General features: G+C 51.0%; 16 protein-coding genes, 2 tRNA genes and 2 pseudogenes. 13 read left to right on the top strand and 7 right to left on the bottom strand.

The window, feature by feature from the left end:
• Positions 1 to 123: 123 nt before the first annotated feature.
• The 3 genes from nfo to NBH15_RS22235 all read right to left on the bottom strand — a co-directional run bounded on the left by nfo (position 124) and on the right by NBH15_RS22235 (position 2187).
• Entirely contained in the window at positions 124 to 960 is an 837-nt protein-coding gene (nfo, locus tag NBH15_RS22245) for a deoxyribonuclease IV (RefSeq protein ID WP_010802820.1), read from the bottom strand.
• Between the two features lie 29 nt (positions 961 to 989).
• Complete coding sequence (locus NBH15_RS22240; RefSeq protein WP_186962071.1) at positions 990 to 1475, bottom strand: PaaI family thioesterase; 486 nt, start codon at positions 1473 to 1475, stop codon at positions 990 to 992.
• Between the two features lie 172 nt (positions 1476 to 1647).
• On the bottom strand, positions 1648 to 2187 hold the full coding sequence (locus NBH15_RS22235; protein WP_122352532.1) for a pyruvoyl-dependent arginine decarboxylase: 540 nt from the start codon (positions 2185 to 2187) through the stop codon (positions 1648 to 1650).
• A 294-nt stretch (positions 2188 to 2481) separates the two neighbouring features.
• Between NBH15_RS22235 and NBH15_RS22230 the strand changes: the two genes are divergently transcribed.
• Both NBH15_RS22230 and trxA read left to right on the top strand, forming a co-directional pair.
• Positions 2482 to 3147 (top strand): superoxide dismutase, encoded by a 666-nt coding sequence (locus NBH15_RS22230; protein WP_284705610.1) that lies wholly within the window; start codon positions 2482 to 2484, stop codon positions 3145 to 3147.
• A 203-nt stretch (positions 3148 to 3350) separates the two neighbouring features.
• The gene (gene trxA, locus NBH15_RS22225) at positions 3351 to 3713 is read left to right on the top strand and encodes a thioredoxin (RefSeq protein WP_250823577.1); all 363 of its coding nucleotides are present in this window, start codon (positions 3351 to 3353) and stop codon (positions 3711 to 3713) included.
• A 90-nt stretch (positions 3714 to 3803) separates the two neighbouring features.
• On the opposite strand, the gene NBH15_RS22220 is transcribed toward trxA, so the two are convergent.
• Entirely contained in the window at positions 3804 to 5210 is a 1407-nt protein-coding gene (locus NBH15_RS22220; protein ID WP_250823576.1) for a Gfo/Idh/MocA family protein, read from the bottom strand.
• Positions 5211 to 5439: 229 nt separating this feature from the next.
• On the opposite strand from NBH15_RS22220, the gene NBH15_RS22215 reads away from it, so the two are divergent.
• Together NBH15_RS22215 and NBH15_RS22210 are read left to right on the top strand one after the other, a co-directional pair.
• Positions 5440 to 5513: transfer RNA gene (locus NBH15_RS22215), tRNA-Thr, on the top strand.
• A 44-nt stretch (positions 5514 to 5557) separates the two neighbouring features.
• Positions 5558 to 5640: transfer RNA gene (locus tag NBH15_RS22210), tRNA-Tyr, on the top strand.
• Positions 5641 to 6218: 578 nt separating this feature from the next.
• On the opposite strand, the gene NBH15_RS22205 is transcribed toward NBH15_RS22210, so the two are convergent.
• The gene (locus tag NBH15_RS22205) at positions 6219 to 7217 is read right to left on the bottom strand and encodes a glycoside hydrolase family 130 protein (RefSeq protein ID WP_250823575.1); all 999 of its coding nucleotides are present in this window, start codon (positions 7215 to 7217) and stop codon (positions 6219 to 6221) included.
• A 359-nt stretch (positions 7218 to 7576) separates the two neighbouring features.
• Between NBH15_RS22205 and NBH15_RS22200 the strand changes: the two genes are divergently transcribed.
• Together NBH15_RS22200 and NBH15_RS22195 are read left to right on the top strand one after the other, a co-directional pair.
• Positions 7577 to 8812 (top strand): site-specific integrase, encoded by a 1236-nt coding sequence (locus NBH15_RS22200; RefSeq protein ID WP_250823574.1) that lies wholly within the window; start codon positions 7577 to 7579, stop codon positions 8810 to 8812.
• Positions 8813 to 8823: 11 nt separating this feature from the next.
• Positions 8824 to 9183 (top strand): RhuM protein, encoded by a 360-nt coding sequence (locus NBH15_RS22195; RefSeq protein ID WP_250823573.1) that lies wholly within the window; start codon positions 8824 to 8826, stop codon positions 9181 to 9183.
• A 99-nt stretch (positions 9184 to 9282) separates the two neighbouring features.
• Here NBH15_RS22195 and NBH15_RS22190 read toward each other — a convergent pair whose 3' ends face one another.
• Both NBH15_RS22190 and NBH15_RS22185 read right to left on the bottom strand, forming a co-directional pair.
• Positions 9283 to 9588 (bottom strand): helix-turn-helix domain-containing protein, encoded by a 306-nt coding sequence (locus NBH15_RS22190; protein WP_117991320.1) that lies wholly within the window; start codon positions 9586 to 9588, stop codon positions 9283 to 9285.
• A gap of 28 nt (positions 9589 to 9616) precedes the next feature.
• A complete protein-coding gene (locus tag NBH15_RS22185) occupies positions 9617 to 9916 on the bottom strand; it encodes a helix-turn-helix domain-containing protein (protein WP_250823572.1) in 300 nt (99 codons plus the stop codon).
• 200 nt (positions 9917 to 10116) lie between these two features.
• Between NBH15_RS22185 and NBH15_RS22180 the strand changes: the two genes are divergently transcribed.
• The 7 genes and pseudogenes from NBH15_RS22180 to NBH15_RS22150 all read left to right on the top strand — a co-directional run.
• Positions 10117 to 10488 (top strand): helix-turn-helix domain-containing protein, encoded by a 372-nt coding sequence (locus NBH15_RS22180; RefSeq protein WP_117991319.1) that lies wholly within the window; start codon positions 10117 to 10119, stop codon positions 10486 to 10488.
• 3 nt (positions 10489 to 10491) lie between these two features.
• Entirely contained in the window at positions 10492 to 10845 is a 354-nt protein-coding gene (locus NBH15_RS22175) for a helix-turn-helix domain-containing protein (protein WP_117991317.1), read from the top strand.
• Positions 10846 to 10925: 80 nt separating this feature from the next.
• A pseudogene (locus tag NBH15_RS22170) lies at positions 10926 to 11144 on the top strand (DUF3408 domain-containing protein); the annotation flags it as partial.
• 23 nt (positions 11145 to 11167) lie between these two features.
• Positions 11168 to 12775 (top strand): DUF3945 domain-containing protein, encoded by a 1608-nt coding sequence (locus NBH15_RS22165; RefSeq protein ID WP_117991314.1) that lies wholly within the window; start codon positions 11168 to 11170, stop codon positions 12773 to 12775.
• Between the two features lie 63 nt (positions 12776 to 12838).
• Positions 12839 to 14947, top strand: coding sequence for a type IA DNA topoisomerase (locus NBH15_RS22160; protein WP_250823571.1), 2109 nt, complete (start codon positions 12839 to 12841; stop codon positions 14945 to 14947).
• A gap of 238 nt (positions 14948 to 15185) precedes the next feature.
• Positions 15186 to 15638 carry a DUF1896 domain-containing protein gene (locus tag NBH15_RS22155; RefSeq protein WP_117991312.1) on the top strand — a complete coding sequence of 151 codons (453 nt, stop codon included), beginning with the start codon at positions 15186 to 15188 and terminating at the stop codon, positions 15636 to 15638.
• Positions 15628 to 20259 (top strand): annotated as a pseudogene (locus tag NBH15_RS22150) (helicase-like domain-containing protein); the annotation flags it as partial. The gene NBH15_RS22155 and the pseudogene NBH15_RS22150, both read left to right, overlap by 11 nt.
• Between the last annotated feature and the right edge of the window lie 159 nt (positions 20260 to 20418).

Genomic DNA, 20418 nt, shown 5'->3' with positions numbered 1-20418 from the left:
TGTTTTATTGACTGGCTTTAACACACCCCCTACCCCCTCTCAAGAGGGGAGCCAGGTACAACCAGTCAATAAACAGATAGCTCAATTATTTCTAGCTTTGAGACTCACTTTTTTCTACTTCTATCACAATGTATACAGATAACCGATCTCTTCCGCCCAGATCGATTCGTCAGGGGTTTCAAGGATCAGAGGGATGTCGTCAAAACGAGGATCGGCCATCAACATCTTAAAGGTTGTCATCCCCATCACCCCTTTTCCGATACTGTCATGCCTGTCTACCCGGGTCGCCAAGTCTTTCTTCGAATCGTTGATATGCATTCCGCGCAAATAGGAAAATCCGATCACTTCATCGAAGTGGCGGAAGGTTTCGGTAAAGCCTTGCTCCGTTTTAATATCATAACCGGCAGCCAGCGTATGAGCCGTGTCGATACAGACACCGACGCGCGTTTTATCTTCTACCCGATCGATGATGGCTGCTATTTGTTCGAATGTATATCCCAGGTTCGTACCCTGTCCGGCCGTATTCTCTATAACGGCACAAACACCTGCGGTCTGGTCCAACGTCCGGTTAATCGACTCGGCAATACGAGCCAGGCAATCGTCGACCGACAATTCGTTCAGATGGCTTCCCGGATGGAAATTCAGCCGGTCCAGCCCCAGTTGTTCGCAACGCTGCATTTCGTCCAGGAAAGCATCGCGCGACTTCTGCAACCCGTCCGGGTCCGGATGTCCGAGGTTAATCAGGTAACTGTCATGAGGCAGGATATGTTTCGCCTCGTAACCGAACTCCTCACAACGTTCTTTGAATAAGGAGATACTTTTCTTCGTCAACGGGGATGATTTCCACTGACGTTGGTTTCGGGTAAAGAGGGCGAATGCTTTTGCCCCGATAGCATTCGCGTTCAGAGGGGCATTCTCAACCCCGCCCGACGCACTTACATGTGCTCCGATGTACTTCATTTGTTAATCGTTTACTTTATTCTTTTTGTCTACTGTTCATTTTTTTCATCTTCGGTCTTACAACCGGCAAAATGAAACTTCTCCGTCGCCTGTTCTTTTGTGACGACAAAATATACGATGTCCGCCCGCGAACAAAGTTCGTTCTGCGAATTGTATATCTCCGTCTCTATGAATATGGCATTCCGTTTCTGCTCTTTGATACGCCCCCGTATCATCAAGCGCGGTTCCCGGGTCGAGATACTTTTCAGGAAACGGGCATCCAGCCGTGAAGTCACGCCCGACGTCTGTAATTTCCTCAATACCACCCAACCAGCCAGTTCATCCATCATGGTAGTCTGGATTCCCCCATGCAATGTCTCCAACCATCCCTGGTAATGGCTTTCCGGCTCCCAGAAAGCAACTATATCTTCACCATCTTCGTAAAACTCCATGTGCAGACCCTGCGGATTTTCGGGTGCACACCCGAAGCACATATAGCCATCCAACCCTTTCCAGGGATTAATAATCTTTTTCATACAACAACAGCTTTAAACGGATTGTTTCTTAAATAAAGAGAATTTTATACTATAAGCCGATTACAAATATAACAAACTTATGCCGTTTTTCCCAAAGGCACAAAAAAAACAGAGATAAGGGCCGGGGCCTTACCTCTGTTTCCATACTGATAATCAGATATTTTATTTTCTTTTAATCTTCAATCTCAGGCATCAGGAAATCTACGAAGCACAGGGCAGCCAGAGCTGTTCCGTATCTCTTTTCGATGGTAATACCTTCGGTAATGAAGTTCAGTTCACCCAGATAATACTTACCGTAAGTCTTCTGGTGCAAGTCGTTGATTACACGGATCAGACGTGATTCCAACTCCTCGATACGATAACGGCCGCTGACCTCGCATACCAGGGCTCCAACTTTCTCATCGAAGTTTTCGTCCTTGTACATCCAGGCGTAAACCACACCGGCAGATACAAACTCATCCTGATAACCATGCGATACCGCCATAATGGTTTTCAATTCCGTACCAAATGGAGGAAGATCGATCTCGTCCATGGTTGCAAGATGTGCAGTTGCTGGAATAACAGACGAATAAGTCATAATGTTAAAGTCTGAAATACCGGCATCATAAAGAGCCATGTGATAAGAACCTGCATGCTTTTCCAGGTCTGAATCACCACTACCCTTTGTAATAAAAAAGGTGTTTGGAATTAAATTCCCAACTTTCTTTACCATCTACAAATATGTTTTACTTAATTAATAATATGAGGGCACAAAAATAGAAACTTCTTTGGGATTATTTTCTTTACAAATGATAAAAAAACAGCTTTTTACATATTATTATTCATTTTATTTTAAGGCATATCGTATAAGGTATAATTATCAGCCGTCACGAAGACTTCTGCCAACGTCCATAAATTTCACTTATCGCCCGATTGACAAAAGTGATGGGAAATACCGGCTTTCCGGGTGAACAAATAAGAAACCCGCCGTGTTAGAATAATAGAAACAACATAAAACTTATTAGTCATGCTTACATTATGCCTCAGTTTATTATTGTTGGTAACTAATAATAGTAATAATAGTAGTAGTCAAATAACAGATAAAAAAGAAGAAATTATGAAATTCGAATTAATTAAATTGCCTTATGCGGCAAATGCATTGGAACCGGTTATCAGTCAAGCAACAATTGAGTTCCATCACGGAAAACATTTACAGGCTTACGTAAACAACCTGAATAACCTGATTCCGGGTACAAAATTTGAAAACGCTCCCCTAGAACAGATCGTAGCAGAATCCGACGGCGCTATCTTTAATAATGCCGGACAGATACTCAACCATAATTTGTATTTCACCCAGTTCTCACCCAAAGGCGGCGGCGAACCTAAAGGAAAGTTGGCAGAAGCCATCAAAGCAACCTGGGGTTCGTTCGATAACTTCAAGAAAGAGTTCAACGCAGCAGGCGCCGGTCTATTCGGTTCCGGATGGGTATGGCTGGCAAAAGATAAAGACGGCAAACTTTCAATTACCAAAGAGCCAAACGGCAGCAACCCCGTTGCACACGGACTGGTTCCTCTCCTGGGATTCGATGTATGGGAACATGCGTATTACCTGGATTACCAGAACCGCCGTCCCGATCATCTGAATGCCTTATGGAATATCGTTGATTGGGATGCCGTTGGCGAAAGATATTGATATTAATAAGTAGTGTGATTTAAACCAGATAAGGCCGTCCGGGGGAAACGTTCTCCGAACGGCTTTTTGTTTACCGATCACCCAAAGGGAAAAATGTCAATTATTAAGGAAATACAGCAAACAGTTACAAGCATATAAGGTCGTAACTTTGTTATGTAAAAACAGAAAGAGGAATAATAACTAAACAATAAGGAGTTAGAATCATGAAAGTAAAAGAGTTGACAAAACAAGAATTTCTAAGTAAAGTAGCCAATTATGAAGCAAGTCCCGATAAATGGATATACGAGGGTGACAAACCTTGTATCGTCGATTTCTTCGCTACCTGGTGCGGTCCTTGTAAAATGATTGCTCCTATCCTGGAAGAGCTGGCAGACGAATATGAAGGAAAAATAGATATCTATAAGGTCGATACGGAAAAAGAAGAAGAACTGGCTGCTTCTTTCGGCATCCGGAGCATTCCTTCCCTCCTGTTCTGTCCGATGGGCGAACAACCGCAGATGGCAAGAGGTGCCATGAGCAAGGCTGATTTCAAAAAAGCTATCGAAGAAGTTCTTTTGAAGAAATAAACAATGCTATCATATTTACTTACGAAACTCCTGAAAGTGCAGGCTATCGAAAGAGCAGCCGGCTTTCAGGAGTTTTATTTTGTCTACAATTTATCCGTGTAAAATATCTTTCATGTCAATCACAGGCCAAGGCTTGTAATCACGCCAGGCACCGCGGGTAAAATCAGGAATAGCCACAGAGCAACTCTTGTTCAGGACAGAACGTTCGCTCAACTCGACGATACACGACCAGGCAGCCGCATCGTAGACACTCTGATCCAGCGGATAACCGTTACGCAGACAGTAGATAAGACGCCAGTCCATGATAAAGTCCATACCACCGTGACCACCGACTTTCTTTGCCCGTTCGCCGATGTATTTGCTCAGCGGGTGTTCATAATCCGCCATCACTTCCTTTTGAGGCCCTTCTTTCAGGAAAGAATGCGTATCGGGCTGTACAGCCACCTTCTGCTCCGGATATTTAACAGCCATCCCTTTCGTCCCCTGCACCAGATGGATACGGGAATAAGGACGGGGCGATGTCGTATCATGCTGAATCATAATAGACTTGCCGTTCACAGTATGGATAATGGTCGTATTCATATCCCCCAGGGCATAACGTTCCGATTGGGTGATACGTTCGTCATCTTTCAGATTTTCCTTCGCCCAAAGAGCCAGGCCAAACTGGTTGGTCGAAACGGATGACAGGTAATCCATCCGGTCTCCCTGGTTGATTCCCAGAATCTGGGCAACCGGGCCGAGCCCATGTGTGGGATACGGATTGCCGGTATGGTATTTACTGTATTCCAGACGCCAATGTTTATAATAACCTTTAAACTTCGAGCCTCTCAGGTCGTGGATATAAGCACCTTCGGTATGAATAATTTCTCCCAGCAATCCCTGGCGGGCCATATTCAATGTGGCCAATTCAAAGAAATCGTAACAACAATTTTCAAGCATCATACAATGAAGCTGCGTTTCTTCGGCCTTGTCGACCAACGCCCAACAATCCTTTACCGTTAGCGCAGCCGGCACTTCGATGGCAACATGTTTTCCATGATCCATTGCATAAAGGGCGATAGGCACATGCAACTCCCAAGGGGTGGCATTATAAATCAGGTCGATATCATCCCGTTCGCACATTTTCTTCCAGTCTTCTTCTCCGGTATATGCGACTGCTTCTTTCCGGTTACTGTTTTTAAGTGTTTTCTGGCTATTCTCAATCCGTTCGGGATTCAGATCACAGATAGCCACAATCTCCGTTCCCTCGATCTGTGCCATACGCTTTACCGCGCCTGCCCCTCTTCCCAGACCGACAACACCGATACGGACGGTACTCAAAGGTTTACAACGCAGTCCTAAAACGGATTTTCCTTTTGCCGGGGGAAACAGGTCTTCTGTCTGTGAAAAAGAACTCCCGCTGACCGGCGTATTGGCAGCATTCATCTCTTTGCCTACAACGATAGCAGCACTTCCCGCCAATGATCTTCTTAAAAATTGTCTTCTGTTAATGCTCATGATAATAGATTTTAGATTAAGTGATATTATATGAGTCGGCAAAATAAGAATTTATTTTCACTTCTACTATTTTTCTTAAAAAAATGTCTAATCTTTTCTTATTATTAATCAGGGAGATAGATTGTATTTGAAAAGAAAGATGAAAAAAAGTATACAAAAAAACACTCTCCCCTATTGCAAGATTAGAAATAATAACTACCTTTGCACTCGCAAAACAGAAATACTGAATGCCTCTTTAGCTCAGTTGGCCAGAGCACGTGATTTGTAATCTCGGGGTCGTTGGTTCGAATCCGACAAGAGGCTCAAAGGAAAAGAGAGATTTTCCTATAAAACATAAGTTTTGCACTGGGCAGTTACCAGAGTGGCCAAATGGGGCTGACTGTAACTCAGCTGTCTTTCGACTTCGGTGGTTCGAATCCATCACTGCCCACAGAGAACCTCAGGAATTTAATTTCTGAGGTTTTTTGTTTTATGTCGTTTCGTGTTTCTGACTATCCCATAAAGAACAGGAGTGTCAAGAGTCTCATCAGTCTCACCCCCATTTCTGAAAATACGCTTTTTCCAAAAATTACATATAATATATTGATATACATTTATATACGCCCTATTTTAAGATTTAAATTCAAGCATAAAAACCCATTTTTTCTCTTTATTTCGGACATTTTTAATGAGTAGTTATTCGTTAACTCACCGGTGCCTATCCGTTCTTCCTCCGGTGCTTACCCGTTTTTCATATTATGCTTACCCAATATAACAGAATAACCATACTCCAAGAGAAGAAGTGCGTCCGAAACTTTAATAAAAAAAGGAATAAATTGAAGAGAGAAAAAAGAGAATATAAATATAATAATCTATATTTCAGATATATAAGTGCAGAAATCTTTATCTGAACAAAAATGCAGAAAATGAAAAAGGGGGGTGAGACTGATGAGACTCTTGAGACTCTTTCCTTTTGACGCACCCCCCTTTTTAGAAAACGTATTTTCCTATTAATGGAAATATACGAATTTATACAATAGAATTTTTCTTTGTAAACTCGATGATTTCGCTGATATAACCGAAAGCAAGACCTGTCACGGTATCCGCACAGCCGTAATAGATAGCGATACGGTCAGATTCGGGATCATGCAGGGCTGCACACGGGAATGTCACGTTAGGCACGTCACCTACACATTCGTAATCCTTTTGCGGAGAAAGCAGGTACGGACCCGTACGGTATTTTATTTTCCAGGGCTGATCCAGATCCAACAGGGCGGCACCGAAGCTATATACATAACCATTGCATGACTGCAACACACCATGATAGATCAGCAACCAACCTTCCGAGGTCTCGATAGGAATAGGACCAGCACCGATCTTCAGACATTGCCAGGCACTCACTTCAAACGGAGCCGGAGCCATCACATGACGATGTTTTCCCCAGAAGCACATATCAGGCGATTCGCTGTAAAAAATGTCGCCGAACGGAGTATGGCCATTGTCACTCGGACGGTTCAGCATGGCGAAATTACCGTTGATCTTACGCGGGAACATCACACCGTTACGGTTGAAAGGCAGATAAGCATTTTCCAACTGGTGGAATGTTTCGAAATCGAATGTATAAGCCACACCGATCGTCGGGCCATGATAGCCGTTACACCAGGTGATATAGTAGCGGTCTTCGATGAAGCATACACGAGGGTCATACGCATAAACGAATTTGCCTATCTCTTCGTCCTCGCATTCGAACTCCAGCTTTGTCTCAGAAATATTCCAGTGGATGGCATCCGCACTGAAACCGACATGCAGACGCATACGGCGGTTGGTATCATCACAACGGAACACGCCGGCATAACCTCCCTTGAACGGAACGACAGCACTGTTGAACACACTGTTTGATGTAGGGATAATATCACGGGGGATCACCGGATTATTCGAATATCTCCAGATCACATCTTTACAATCAGCCGGGCGGTCTTCCCAAGGCATATCGGGCAGCGGTTCGCCAACAATTTTCAGTTTATCCATTTCTTATTGATTTGTTTTATTTGACAATACAAAGTTAGCGAGAAAAAATGATATATGGAAAAGTAAGGCAAAGATATTGATAGATAGGTGCTTTTAGGGATTATCATCAGAAGTTCGACGACGGTAAAAGTCATATTCCGGCCATGTTGGTACTTCGCTACGTTACCCATTTGTTACCATGCCCTGTAATGTGTCACGGGGATGTGGAAAAACATAGCAAATCGCTATGGTATAGTGAGTTACTAACAACTCACGCAAGAAAAACCGAACCGGAAATAAATTGCAGTATTTTGCATTTGTTTGCGTACCAGCCAAAGGCTCTTCACCAAGTAATTTTGAAACCAAAAAAGTTCAGAACGATGAAGAGTACATTTTCAGTTATCTTTTACCTCAAAAGGCAGGTAGTGAAGAAGGACGGGACAGTGCCCGTCATGGGTCGTATCACGGTGGACGGAAGCCAGACACAGTTCAGTTGCAAGCTGACCGTCGATCCGAAGTTGTGGGACACCAAAGGCGGGCGTGTCACGGGCAGAAGCACGGCGGCACTCGAAGCGAACCGCCTGCTCGACAAGATGCGGGTGCGCATCAACAAGCACTATCAGGAAATCATGGAGCGTGACAACTACGTCACGGCGGAAAAGGTCAAGAACGCCTTTCTCGGACTTGAGCACCGCTGCCACACGCTGATGCAGGTGTTCAGCCAGCACAACGAGGACTACGAGAAGCAGGTGGAGGCAGGCATGAAAGCCAAAGGCACGCTTGCCAAGTACAGGACTGTTTACAAGCACCTGCAAGAGTTCCTCAACATCCGCTACCACGTGAAGGACATCGCCCTGAAGGAGCTTACCCCGGCGTTCATCTCCGACTTCGAGATGTTCCTCCGCACGGACAAGCACTGCTGCACCAACACCGTGTGGCTGTACGTGTGCCCGCTCCGGACGATGGTGTTCATCGCCATCAACAACGAGTGGCTCACGCGCGACCCGTTCCGCGAGTACGAAATCAAGAAAGAGGAAACGGTACGCAGTTTCCTGACGAAAGACGAAATCCGCCAACTGATGGAGGGGAAACTGAAGAACGCCAAGCAGGAGCTTTACCGCGACCTCTACCTGTTCTGCGCCTTCACGGGCCTGTCATTCGCCGATATGCGCAACCTCTCGGAAGAGAATATCCGAACCTACTTCGACGACCACGAGTGGATCAACATCAACCGCCAGAAGACGGGCGTGGTGTCCAACATCCGTCTGCTTGACATCGCCAAGCGGATTATTGACAAGTACCGGGGGCTATGCGAGGACGGCAGGATATTCCCCGTCCCCCATTATATGACCTGCCTGCACGGAATACGTGCCGTCGCCAAGCGTTGCGGCATCACCAAGCATATCACGTGGCATTGTTCCCGTCATACGGCAGCCACGACGGTGTTCCTCTCCAACGGTGTGCCCATCGAAACAGTGAGTTCCATGTTAGGGCACAAGAGCATAAAGACCACGCAGATTTACGCGAAGATAACCAAGGAGAAGCTCAACCAGGACATGGAGAACCTTGCCGCCAAGTTGAACACCATCGAGGAATTTACCGGGTGTAACATCTAAAACAGAACAGTATGAAACGAGGAATAATTATCATAGAGGACAAGAAAGTCAACGTAACCGGTAACGAGGTATGGATGACCGCCACCGAAATCGCCGGACTGTTCCACGCAAGTGTCCCGGCAGTGAACTCCGCCATCAAAGCCGTCCGCAAGTCGGACGTGCTGAACGACTACGAGGTGTGCCGCTATATACGGCTTGAAAACGGTCTGCACGCGGATGTGTATGCCCTTGAAATCATTATCCCCATCGCTTTCCGGCTGAACACCTACTGCACGCACATGTTCCGCAGGTGGCTGGTGGAGAAGGCCCTTGCCAAAGAAAAGCAGCAGGCATACGTGATGCTTATCCACAAGGCAAACGGGTATTGCTGAACACATATGGACATTGACGATGCCGGCAACACAAAGAGGAAACGGACGCTCCACGACCGGGGTTGTCCGTTTCCTCTTTGTACATACAATCGCCTTATCTCATCCTTCCAGCGGTTTTCTATAATTCGCTTCCAACACTTCTCGCAGTCCCGATTCCGGATAAAGCACCTTTCCCGCCAGCAGGATAAAAGGCAATATCCTGTTGTTGCGGTATTCCTGCAAGGTCCGGCGGCTGACGCGCAACAGTTCCGCCACTTCCTTGTCCGTCAGGTATCGCTCCCCATCCAATGGCGGGCGGTAACTTTCCAAAAAACCGGAAAGCCATTCGGATTCTTTCTGCATCTTTTGCAGCAATACGGCTACCGATTCACAATCCATCGTGATAACATTGTTGTCTTCGTTCATAAGCCTATCTGTTTTAAGTTAGACCCGGTCATTTGTCAGTGGGGCAAATTGTACCGATAAGCGGTATAAGCCTTTTTACATCTTCCGGTTTGTAGTAAAAACGGAAGCCGATTTGCGAATAACCGATAAAGCCTCTGTCCCGCAGTTTCTGCAACGTGCGCAGGCTGATTCTCAACTGCCCGCAGACCTCTTCGCCCGTGAGCCATTTCCCAAGCCGCTTTCCATCGCCTTTGCGCTGTAAGGCGGCTACCTTCTCCACGAAGGCATCCGTTTGTGCCCTCATTTCCTCGAAGGTCTTTTTCTCGATAGATACTATTTCCATATACAAAACGATTTTGAATTTTCCGCAAAGGTAACGGCACGAACCGAAACACCAACCGGTTTTGTCTGAATGGCAGCTTGTTGCGTCATTTGGCCGGGTTACGGAGCCATTTCCATAAAAATCTTGCGTGAGTCACGTAGTGAGTTGTTAAAGCTGCCCTTGTTTATTGCCGAACTTTGCCACAGAAACAATAAAAACAACTGTATATGAAAGTGATAACAATCGAGAGTTCCGCATATCAGGCTATGATGGAACAGATGGCGGAGATAGCCGGATATATCCGCGAATTGAAAGAGGAGAAACAACGTCAGGATGCGGCAACGAAAGACTGCCTGCTCAATACAGCCCAAGCCGCCGAACTGCTGAACGTGAGTACCCGTACCCTGCAACGGATGAGGGATGACCACCGCATAGAATATGTGATAGTACGCGGCACTTGCCGCTACCGCCTCTCCGAAGTGCAAAGATTGCTGGAAACGAATACCGTCAGGAACAAGGAAGAAACGATAGACGCCCTGTTTCATAATTATTCCCTGCGGACGGGTGGCAGGAAAACCGGCAAAGGAAGGAGGAAATGAGATATGGAACTGCTTACCCGCAACAACTTCGAGGGCTGGATGCAGAAAGTCCTCGACCGCCTCGACCGTCAGGACGAGCTGCTGCTGGCGATAAAGACACAGGGGCAACAACCGCCGTCCCTGTCCGAAGGCATCCGGCTTTTCGACAATCAGGACCTGTGCATGCTGCTCCAAATCAGCAAGCGCACCCTGCAACGCTATCGCAGCGAGGGCGCACTCGCCTACAAGACCTTGGGCAAGAAAACCTATTACAGCGAAACGGACGTGCTGGACTTCCTTTCCAGACATGTGAAGGACTTCCGACAGAACGACATCGAGTTCTACAAGGCACGCATCCGCAATATGTTCAATAAATAACGACCAATTAAAATTTTTATCAGATGGAACAAAAGAAGAAAACAGGCGGTAACCAGACCGCATAGAGACAAAGAAAACGCAGGATTACACTTGAAGAGTACAAGGAAAGATACCTGCAAGTTCCCAGAATCACGAACCGCAAGCCCGTGTTCATCAGCGAAGAATTGCGCAACAGACTCGACAGGTTGGTACGCTATCACGGAGAGCGTGGAATGAGTGCGTCCGGTTTCATCAAGAACCTGCTACGGCTTCATCTGGACGCACATGAGAGAAACTTTGAAGCATGGCGCAAATTGTAATAAACCAATTAAAACAAAAGTAAATGGCAAAGAAAAAAGACGAGAAGGACGTGCTGGTTGTCCGTGACGAGAAGACGGGCGAAATCAGCGTGGTAGCCGGGCTGAACGCGGACGGCTCACCCAAGCGCACCCCCGCCAAGGCGGAGAACGCGCGGAGTTTCCTGCAATTTGACCGGCACGGCGACGTGCTGGACAACTTCTTCAAGAACTTCTTCCGGCAGTGCAAGGAACCCAGCCGCTTCGGATTCTACCGCGTGGCGGCGGACCAAGCCGACAAACTGCTGGAGGTGATGAAGGAACTGCTGAAGAACCCGGACGCCAACAGGGAGCTGCTCGCGCCCCACAAGGTGGACACCTCCGGCTACGAGAAGCAGGTGCAGGAGGAACAGGCGGCACAGACCGCCGGCCAAGAACAAAAACCGGAGGAAAAGCCGGAACAAAAGGAACAAAATCAAGACGAACCTAAAAAACAGGAAGAAATGGAACAGAAACAGGAACAGAAGCAGGAAAACCCGCAACAAAAAACGGGCAGGCAGGGCTACCAGCCCATCGACGAGAGCAAAATCAACTGGCAGGAACTGGAAGAGAAATGGGGCGTGAAGCGCGATGACCTTGAAAAGTCCGGTGACCTGACCAAGATGCTCAACTACGGCAAGTCCGACTTGGTGAAGGTCACGCCCAATTTCGGCGGCGAGGCTTTCGAGCTGGACGCACGACTCTCCTTCAAGAAGGACGGTGAGGGCAACGTCAGCCTCGTGCCGCACTTCATCCGCAAGGAGCAGAATTTAGACGAGTACAAGGAACACAAGTTCTCCGACGAAGACCGCAAGAACCTCCGTGAAACGGGCAACCTCGGCAGGGTCGTGGACCTCGTGGACAAGGAAACGGGCGAAATCACCCCCTCGTTCGTCAGCATCGACCGCAAGACGAACGAGATCACGGATGTCCCGGGAAGCAAGGTGCGCATCCCGGAGCGTATCGGCAACACGGAAATCACCAGGCAGGAGCAGGACATGCTGCGTGCCGGGCTGCCCGTGCGCGACAAGCTCATCGAGCGCAAGGACGGCAGGAAGTTCGTCACCACCCTGCAAGTGAACGTGGAGCGGCGCGGCGTGGAGTTCGTGCCGGGAACCGGCAGGTCACCCCGTATCGCACAAGCGCAGGAGAACAAGGAGAAACAAGCGCAGGCGCAGGGTACGGAGAATGCCGGGGGCACGAACAAGGAGCAACGACGTAACACGTGGACGAACGCCGACGGCAGCATCCGCCCCATCAGCAAATGGAGCGGCGTGGACTTCACCGAGCAGCAGAAAGCCGACTACGTGGCGGGCAAAGCCGTGAAACTGGAGAACGTGACCGACAAGCAGGGCTTCCACGCCACGATGTACATCAGGTTCAACCCGGAGAAGGGACGCCCGTACCGCTACGACACCAACCCCGACGACGCGCAGAAGGTAGCCCCGTCCAACGAGAGCCGCACGCAGGTGGCGGTGAACAACGAAGGCAAGACCAACGAGGCGACCAAGAACCTGAAAGAACCGTTGCGGAAGGGACAGACCGCCCCGAAAGACGGGACCCAGCAACAGCAGCAGGATCAGCCCCAAAGAAAAAGCAAGGGCATGAGGATGTAATCCGGTGTCCGCCACTAAATCCAAAGTAACAAGTAAAAGTAAACAATCAAACAGCAAGAAAGTATGAAGACAATCATTGCAGAAAAGCCATCCGTGGCACGTGAAATCGCCCGCATCGTGGGCGCGACAAAGAGAGAGGAAGGATATTTCGAGGGAGGCGGCTATGCCGTGACATGGGCGTTCGGACACCTCGTGCAGCTCGCCATGCCAGACGGCTACGGCGTGCGCGGATTCGTCCGTGACAACCTGCCGATTATCCCTGACGATTTCACGCTCATCCCCTGTCAGGTAAAGACGGAGAAGGGCTACAAGCCCGACAGCAGTGTTGCTGCACAGATAAAGATCATAGCCTCCCTGTTCAACAGGAGCGAACAGATCATCGTGGCGACCGATGCCGGACGCGAGGGTGAGCTTATCTTCCGATACCTCTACCATTACATCGGATGCACCACCCCGTTCGTGCGCCTCTGGATAAGCTCGCTTACCGACAAGGCTATCCGAGAGGGGTTGCGCGACCTTGAAAACGGCGGCAAGTACGACAACCTCTTCCTTGCCGCCAAAGCGCGGAGCGAATCCGACTGGCTCGTGGGCATCAACGGCACACAGGCCCTCTCCATCGCCGCCGGACACGGCACATACTCCGTCGGACGGGTGCAGACCCCCACGTTGGGAATGGTGTGCGAACGCTACTACGAGAACCGCCGTTTCACGCCCGAAGCCTTCTGGCAGCTCCATATCGCCGTGGACGGCAATAATGACGGAACAGTGAAATTCTCCTCCTCCGAAAAATGGAAAGAGAAAGAGCCTGCAACGGCACTATATAATAAGGTAAAGGAAATAGGCACAGCCACTGTCGTGAAAGCCGAACGCAGGGAGAAGGCGGAGGACACTCCGCTCCTGTACGACCTCACAACCTTGCAGAAAGAAGCTAACGCCAAGCACGGCTTCACGGCGGAGCAGACGCTTGAAATCGCGCAGAAGCTCTACGAGAAGAAGCTCATCACCTATCCGCGAACCGGAAGCCGCCACATCCCCGAAGACGTGTTCGCCGAAATCCCCAAACTGCTTGCCTTCCTCGGCAGTCTGCCCGAATGGAAAGGCAAGGTGCAGGCGAAAGCGCAGCCGACACGCCGCAGCGTGGACGGAAGCAAGGTGACCGATCACCACGCCCTGCTCGTCACCGGAGAGAAGCCGCTATTCCTCTCCAAAGAGGACAGCACCGTCTATCAGATGGTTGCCGGACGCATGATAGAAGCCTTTTCAGATAAATGCGTCAAGGACACCGCCACCGTCATGGCGGAGTGTGCCGGGGTGGAGTTCACGGTGAAAGGGAGTGTCATCAAGCAAGCCGGATGGCGTGCCGTCTATGGCGAGGAGAACAAGGACGACAAGGAAAACAAGGAGGAATTCATCATCCCCGATTGGCAGGAAGGTGACACGCTGACGCTGAAAGGTTATTCCATCACGGAGGGAAAGAGCAAACCAAAACCTCTGCACACCGAAGCAACCTTGCTCTCGGCTATGGAGACGGCAGGCAAGGAGATTGAGGACGACGCGCCACGTCAGGCGTTGAAGGACTGCGGCATCGGCACGCCCGCCACCCGTGCGGCGATTATCGAAACGCTCTTCAAGCGCGGCAACATGGAACGCTGCAAGAAATCGCTTGTGCCGACAGAAAAAGGTCTTGCCCTCTATTCGGTCGTGAAGACGATGCGCATCGCCGACGTAGCCATGACGGGCGAATGGGAGAAGGAACTGGCACGTATCGAACGTGGAGAACTGCCTGCCGACACTTTTCGTAAGGAAATAGAGGTGTACACACGGGAAATCACCTCCGAACTGCTCTCATGCGACAAACTGTTTTCCCGCCGGGATTCCGGCTGCAAGTGTCCCAAGTGCGGGACAGGCAGCATGCAGTTCTACGGCAAGGTGGTACGCTGCGACAATGCGGAGTGCGGGCTGCCCGTGTTCCGTCTGAAAGCGAACCGTACCCTTTCTGATGACGAGATCAAAGACCTGCTCACCGACGGGCATACGAAGCTGCTCAAAGGCTTCAAGAGCAAGCAGGGCAAGAGCTTCGATGCCATAGTCGCCTTTGACGGGGAGTTTAACACGACTTTCGTGTTCCCCGAAAGGAAAACGACCAAGAAATTTTCAGGACGGAAGAAATAGTATTAACTTTTGAGAAAGTAGGCTGCATCCGAGCAAGAGAAATAAACGGGTTTATTTCGTATTGTCTTCGATTTGCACTACCTTTGCCACTGGTTCAGAGTAATGAATTGTTCTTCGATACCGGATTACACTCATACTTTGGATTTAGTGGTGGCACTCGGAGGGATACCGGGTGCCTTTTCTTTCTCCTTTTCAGACGATTATCCACGTCATTATCAATCCACTAAATTCCAAAGCAATGAACAACAAGAAGAAAAACGAGGGTCAGACCGACTTTTCCTATTACGGTCTGTACCTGCTGGACTACCTACGCAACAACAAGTTTGAACAAGCGGCCGATACCGCCTTCATCCGTGAGCGTGCCGATCGTGCCGCCGAAACGTATGAACAGGCGCGGCTTGACGGCTATCCTGCCGAGGGTGCGCAGGAGCTGGCGATGAACACCCTATTGGGCGGGCTTCACTATTCCAAGTACGCCATCCTCCGCGAGGTCGTGGAAACAGAGTTTGCCGACGAAGTGCCGGATGAGAAACGGGAAGCCTTCATCCAAAAACTGCTGCCGCTTGTCGATGCGGTATTCTCCATTTACGACCTCTCGGACGACAACTTCGCCCTGTCGCCCGACTACGGCCTGCTCTACACGGAGCTGACGGGAACCGTCGTGCTTTACATCGAAGAGTATGGCGTTTAACCGCAAACAGAAACTTCGGGACAACATCGAAGCGATACGGACGGCGTTCATCCTTGACAGGGAACAGCGCACCCCCACCGCACGCGAAAGGCTTTTGCTGGAGCGATACTGCGGTTTCGGAGGGCTGAAGTGCATACTGAACCCCGCCAAGGAACTGACGGATGCCGTCCACTGGGCGAAATCCGACCTCGAACTGTTTGCCCCTACGGTGGAGCTGCACAGGCTGGTGCGCGAGAACAGCAAGGACGAAGCGGAGTACAAGCGGTACGTGGACGCCATGAAGCAGTCCGTGCTGACCGCCTTCTATACCCCGCCGGAGATAACCGGCACTATCGCGGACGTGCTGCATGAACACGGCATTCGCCCCGACAGGGTACTGGAGCCGTCGGCGGGCGTGGGCGCGTTCGTGGATGCCGTGCTGGAAAACAAGCCGGACGCGGACATCATGGCTTTCGAAAAAGACCTGATGACGGGCAAGATACTGAAACACCTGCATCCCGGACAGAAGATAAGGGTACAGGGATTCGAGAAGATAGAGAAGCCTTTCACGGACTATTTCGACCTTGCCATCTCGAACATCCCGTTCGGCGACGTGGCGGTGTTCGACCCGGAGTTCACGGGCAGCCAAGACCCGGCAAGGCGTTCGGCATCGAAGACGATACACAACTATTTCTTCCTGAAAAGCCTTGATGCGGTGCGTGAGGGCGGCATCGTGGCGTTCATCACCTCGCAGGGGGTGCTGGACGCACCGTCCAACGCCCCCATACGCGGGTACATGATGAGCCATGCCAATATAGTGGGTGTCGCACGCCTGCCGAACAACCTCTTCACGGACAACGCGGGCACGGAGGTGGGCAGCGACCTGGTTATCCTGCAAAAGAACAGCGGCAAGAAACGGGAGCTGTACGATTACGAAAAGCTGTTCGTACAGACGGGAAAGACACCGATAGGCAGTTTCGAGAACGGGTATGTCGGCAGCATCGGCATGATTCCCCACTCGGACCTGATACGCGACACAGACCCTTACGGGAAACCAGCCTATAAGGTCATGCACCGGGGCGGCATTGCGCAGCTGGCGGAGGACTTGCGTGAACATCTGAAGATAGAGCTGCACCAACTGGACAGGGAGCTGTATGAAAGGCACAGTCTTCATTCGGAACAAGGGAAAAGCACGGAAACTGAAATTATTTCCAGTTCGGTGGTTACTCCCGAAATACAGCCACGCCATGAAATGGCAGCGAAGCCCGAAACGGCAGCACCGCAGCCCATAGACGAGAAGCCGGAGATAGAGCCGCGCCGCCCCAATTATTCGGAGGGCGTGCAGCTCTCCCTGCTCGACCTCTGGGGCATGACGGAGGAAGTCCGCAAGGAGCAAACTCCCAAGAAGAAAAAGGCGGCGAAGAAAGGAAGTTCGGCAAAACGTGTCCTTCCCAAACCGCAGGCGCAGGTTGCGCCGAAGGTTACGACCGCACCGCCACAGCCGTCTGCCACCCCTTTGACGGAGAACAGGGATAGCCATGAAACAAAGCCGGTGAGTGTTGAAGCCAAAGGCGACCCCGATGATATTTATGCCACTCTGGATTGGGAAACCAACCCTCCCATCAACGGCTTCTACGAGATGATGATGGACTTGACACCGGAGCGGCGCAAGGAGCTTCGGGAACTGGCGGCGCAGCATCAGGAGAAACGGCAGGATGTCCCGGACATGAAAGCCGCACCGGAGCAGGAAGCACGGCAACCCGAAACGCAGCTGGAAGTCGCCGCCACTCCTGCCGCTCCCTCAACGGAAACGGCCGCGACCTCCCTTTTCCCCGAAGTGGAAGCGGAAAAGCCGAAGGAGGAAGCCCCCGACCTTAGGCCGCGTCCCTACCACCGCACGCCGGAAATGCACCTGCGTGAAGGCTCGCTGGTGGCAAGCAGGGTGCGTGACATCGGCTATCTGAAGGACATCACCCCCTACGGCGCGACCTTCCAGCCGCTCGGACTGACCGGCTATCAGAAAGAGAAGGCGCTGCAGTATGTTTCGCTCCGTGACGCATACGAGCGGCTGTACCGCTATGAGTCGAACAGGCGCGAGGAAAATGTCCCGTGGCGTGAGCATCTGAACACCTGCTACGACGAGTTCGTCATGCGCTACGGCAACCTCAACGCCAGGCAGAACGTGAAACTGGTGATGATGGATGCCGGAGGGCGGGACATCCTCTCGCTGGAACGTGCGGAGAACGGAAAGTTCGTCAAGGCGGACATTTTCGAGCGTCCCGTTTCCTTCTCGGTGGAGTCCGCCGTCAATGCCGGAACGCCCGAAGAGGCGTTATCCGCATCGCTCAACAAGTACGGCACGGTCAATCTCGACTATATGCGCGAGATAACCGACAGTACGGAGGAGGAACTGCTTGGTGCCCTCAAGGGGCGCATCTTCTACAATCCGCTCGTGACCGGCTACGAGATAAAGGACAGGTTCATCGCGGGGAACGTGATAGAGAAGGCGGAACGCATCGAGGCATGGATCGACGGCAACCCCGAAAGTGAGCGGTTGCCGGAAGTAAGGCAGTCGTTGGAGGCTCTGAAAGAAGCCGAGCCGGAGAAAATCCCGTTCGAGGACCTCGACTTCAACTTCGGGGAACGCTGGATTCCCACGGGCGTGTACGCCGCCTACATGAGCCGCCTTTTCGACACGGAGGTCAAGATAGCCTACTCCGCAAGTCTGGACGAATTCTCGGTGGCGTGCGGCTGCCGCACCATGAAAATCACGGACGAGTTTTTAGTGAAGGGCTATTACCGGAACTATGACGGGATGCACCTGCTGAAACACGCCCTGCACAACACCTGCCCGGATATGATGAAGTTCATCGGTAAGGACGAGCATGGCAACGACATCAAGGTACGCGACAGCGAGGGCATACAGCTCGCCAACGCCAAGATTGACGAGATACGAAACGGGTTCTCCGAATGGCTGGAAGAGCAGTCGCCGCAGTTCAAGGAACGGCTTACAACGATGTACAACCGCAAGTTCAACTGCTACGTGCGCCCGAAATATGACGGCTCGCACCAGACCTTTCCCGACCTCAACCTCAAGGGGCTGGCAAGCCGGGGCGTGAAGAGCATCTATCCCTCGCAGAAGGACTGCGTATGGATGCTGAAACAGAACGGTGGTGGCATCTGTGACCATCAAGTGGGGACCGGCAAGACGCTCATCATGTGCATCGCGGCACATGAGATGAAGCGTCTGAACCTCGTCCACAAGCCGATGATTATCGGGCTGAAAGCCAATGTCGCGGAGATTGCCGCCACCTATCAGGCGGCCTACCCCAACGCCCGCATCCTCTATGCCTCGGAGAAGGACTTTTCGACCGCCAACCGCGTGCGCTTCTTCAACAACATCAGGAACAACGACTATGAGTGTGTCATCATGTCGCACGACCAGTTCGGCAAGATACCGCAGTCGCCGGAGTTGCAGCAGCGGATATTGCAGGCGGAGCTTGACACGGTAGAGGAAAACCTCGAAGTCCTGCGGCAGCAGGGCAGGAACGTGTCAAGGGCGATGCTGAAAGGACTGGAAAAACGCAAGCACAACCTTATCGCGAAGTTGGAAAAGGTGGAACACGCCATCCAATCGCGCACGGACGACGTGGTGGACTTCAAGCAGATGGGCATCGACCACCTGCTCGTGGACGAGTCACACAACTATAAGAATCTGACTTTCAACACCCGGCACGACCGTGTGGCGGGCTTGGGCAACAGCGAGGGAAGCCAGAAAGCCCTGAACATGCTCTTTGCCATACGCACCATACAGGAGCGCACGGGCAAGGATTTGGGAGCCACCTTCCTTTCCGGCACGACCATCAGCAACTCGCTGACGGAGCTGTACCTGCTCTTCAAGTACCTGCGCCCGAAGGAGCTGGAACGGCAGGACATCCGCTGTTTCGACGCATGGGCTGCAATCTTCGCCAAGAAGACGACCGACTTCGAGTTCAACGTGACGAACAACATCGTGCAGAAAGAGCGTTTCCGCTACTTCATCAAAGTGCCGGAGCTTGCCGCCTTCTACAACGAGATAACCGATTACCGCACGGCGGAGGACGTGGGCGTGGACCGTCCGCTGGGGAACGAGATACTGCACCACATACCGCCCACGCCGGAGCAGGAGGACTTCATCCAAAAACTGATGCAGTTCGCCAAGACGGGCGACGCCACGCTTTTAGGCAGAGAGCCGCTATCGGAAACGGAGGAGAAGGCGAAGATGCTCATTGCCACCGACTACGCGCGGAAGATGGCACTCGACATGCGCATGATAGACCCGCACTATGAAGACCACCCCGATAACAAGGCTTCACACTGCGCCAAGATGATAGCGGAGTATTACCGCAAGTACGACGCGCACAAGGGCACGCAGTTCGTGTTCTCGGATCTGGGGACGTACCGGCCGGGCGAGGGGTGGAATGTCTATTCGGAGATAAAGCGCAAGCTGACGGAGTACTACGGCATACCGGCTGGCGAGGTGCGCTTCATTCAGGAGTGCAAGACGGACAAGACACGCAAGGCGGTGATAGACGCCATGAACGCCGGAACGGTGCGTGTGCTGTTCGGCTCCACGAGTATGCTCGGAACGGGAGTGAACGCGTAGAAACGGTGTGTCGCCATTCATCACCTCGATACGCCGTGGGTGCGACATGAAGTCGCATAGATAATTGTTGGAATGATACTCTAAGTATCAGCTTTAACCCGCTGTTCCGTCAGCGGTAGCCTACCGACCGATGCACCTTAATGTTGTATTAAGCGG

It is taken from the genome of Parabacteroides caeci, assembly GCF_023656795.1.
In the GTDB taxonomy this organism is placed as follows: Bacteria; Bacteroidota; Bacteroidia; order Bacteroidales; family Tannerellaceae; genus Parabacteroides; species Parabacteroides segnis.
Note: the sequence above shows the minus strand (reverse complement) of the source record. Positions and strands in the feature narration are given on the sequence as shown.

Excerpts from the sequence above, each read along its gene's own strand:
- trxA (WP_250823577.1), top strand. The coding sequence starts at position 3,351 with ATGAAAGTAAAAGAGTTGACAAAACAAGAATTTCTAAGTAAAGTAGCC.
- NBH15_RS22230 (WP_284705610.1), top strand. The coding sequence starts at position 2,482 with ATGCTTACATTATGCCTCAGTTTATTATTGTTGGTAACTAATAATAGT.
- NBH15_RS22165 (WP_117991314.1), top strand. The coding sequence starts at position 11,168 with ATGGCAAAGAAAAAAGACGAGAAGGACGTGCTGGTTGTCCGTGACGAG.
- NBH15_RS22240 (WP_186962071.1), bottom strand. The coding sequence starts at position 1,475 with ATGAAAAAGATTATTAATCCCTGGAAAGGGTTGGATGGCTATATGTGC.
- NBH15_RS22180 (WP_117991319.1), top strand. The coding sequence starts at position 10,117 with ATGAAAGTGATAACAATCGAGAGTTCCGCATATCAGGCTATGATGGAA.
- NBH15_RS22160 (WP_250823571.1), top strand. The coding sequence starts at position 12,839 with ATGAAGACAATCATTGCAGAAAAGCCATCCGTGGCACGTGAAATCGCC.
- NBH15_RS22155 (WP_117991312.1), top strand. The coding sequence starts at position 15,186 with ATGAACAACAAGAAGAAAAACGAGGGTCAGACCGACTTTTCCTATTAC.
- NBH15_RS22200 (WP_250823574.1), top strand. The coding sequence starts at position 7,577 with ATGAAGAGTACATTTTCAGTTATCTTTTACCTCAAAAGGCAGGTAGTG.
- NBH15_RS22220 (WP_250823576.1), bottom strand. The coding sequence starts at position 5,210 with ATGAGCATTAACAGAAGACAATTTTTAAGAAGATCATTGGCGGGAAGT.
- NBH15_RS22190 (WP_117991320.1), bottom strand. The coding sequence starts at position 9,588 with ATGAACGAAGACAACAATGTTATCACGATGGATTGTGAATCGGTAGCC.
- NBH15_RS22205 (WP_250823575.1), bottom strand. The coding sequence starts at position 7,217 with ATGGATAAACTGAAAATTGTTGGCGAACCGCTGCCCGATATGCCTTGG.
- NBH15_RS22235 (WP_122352532.1), bottom strand. The coding sequence starts at position 2,187 with ATGGTAAAGAAAGTTGGGAATTTAATTCCAAACACCTTTTTTATTACA.
- nfo (WP_010802820.1), bottom strand. The coding sequence starts at position 960 with ATGAAGTACATCGGAGCACATGTAAGTGCGTCGGGCGGGGTTGAGAAT.
- NBH15_RS22195 (WP_250823573.1), top strand. The coding sequence starts at position 8,824 with ATGAAACGAGGAATAATTATCATAGAGGACAAGAAAGTCAACGTAACC.
- NBH15_RS22175 (WP_117991317.1), top strand. The coding sequence starts at position 10,492 with ATGGAACTGCTTACCCGCAACAACTTCGAGGGCTGGATGCAGAAAGTC.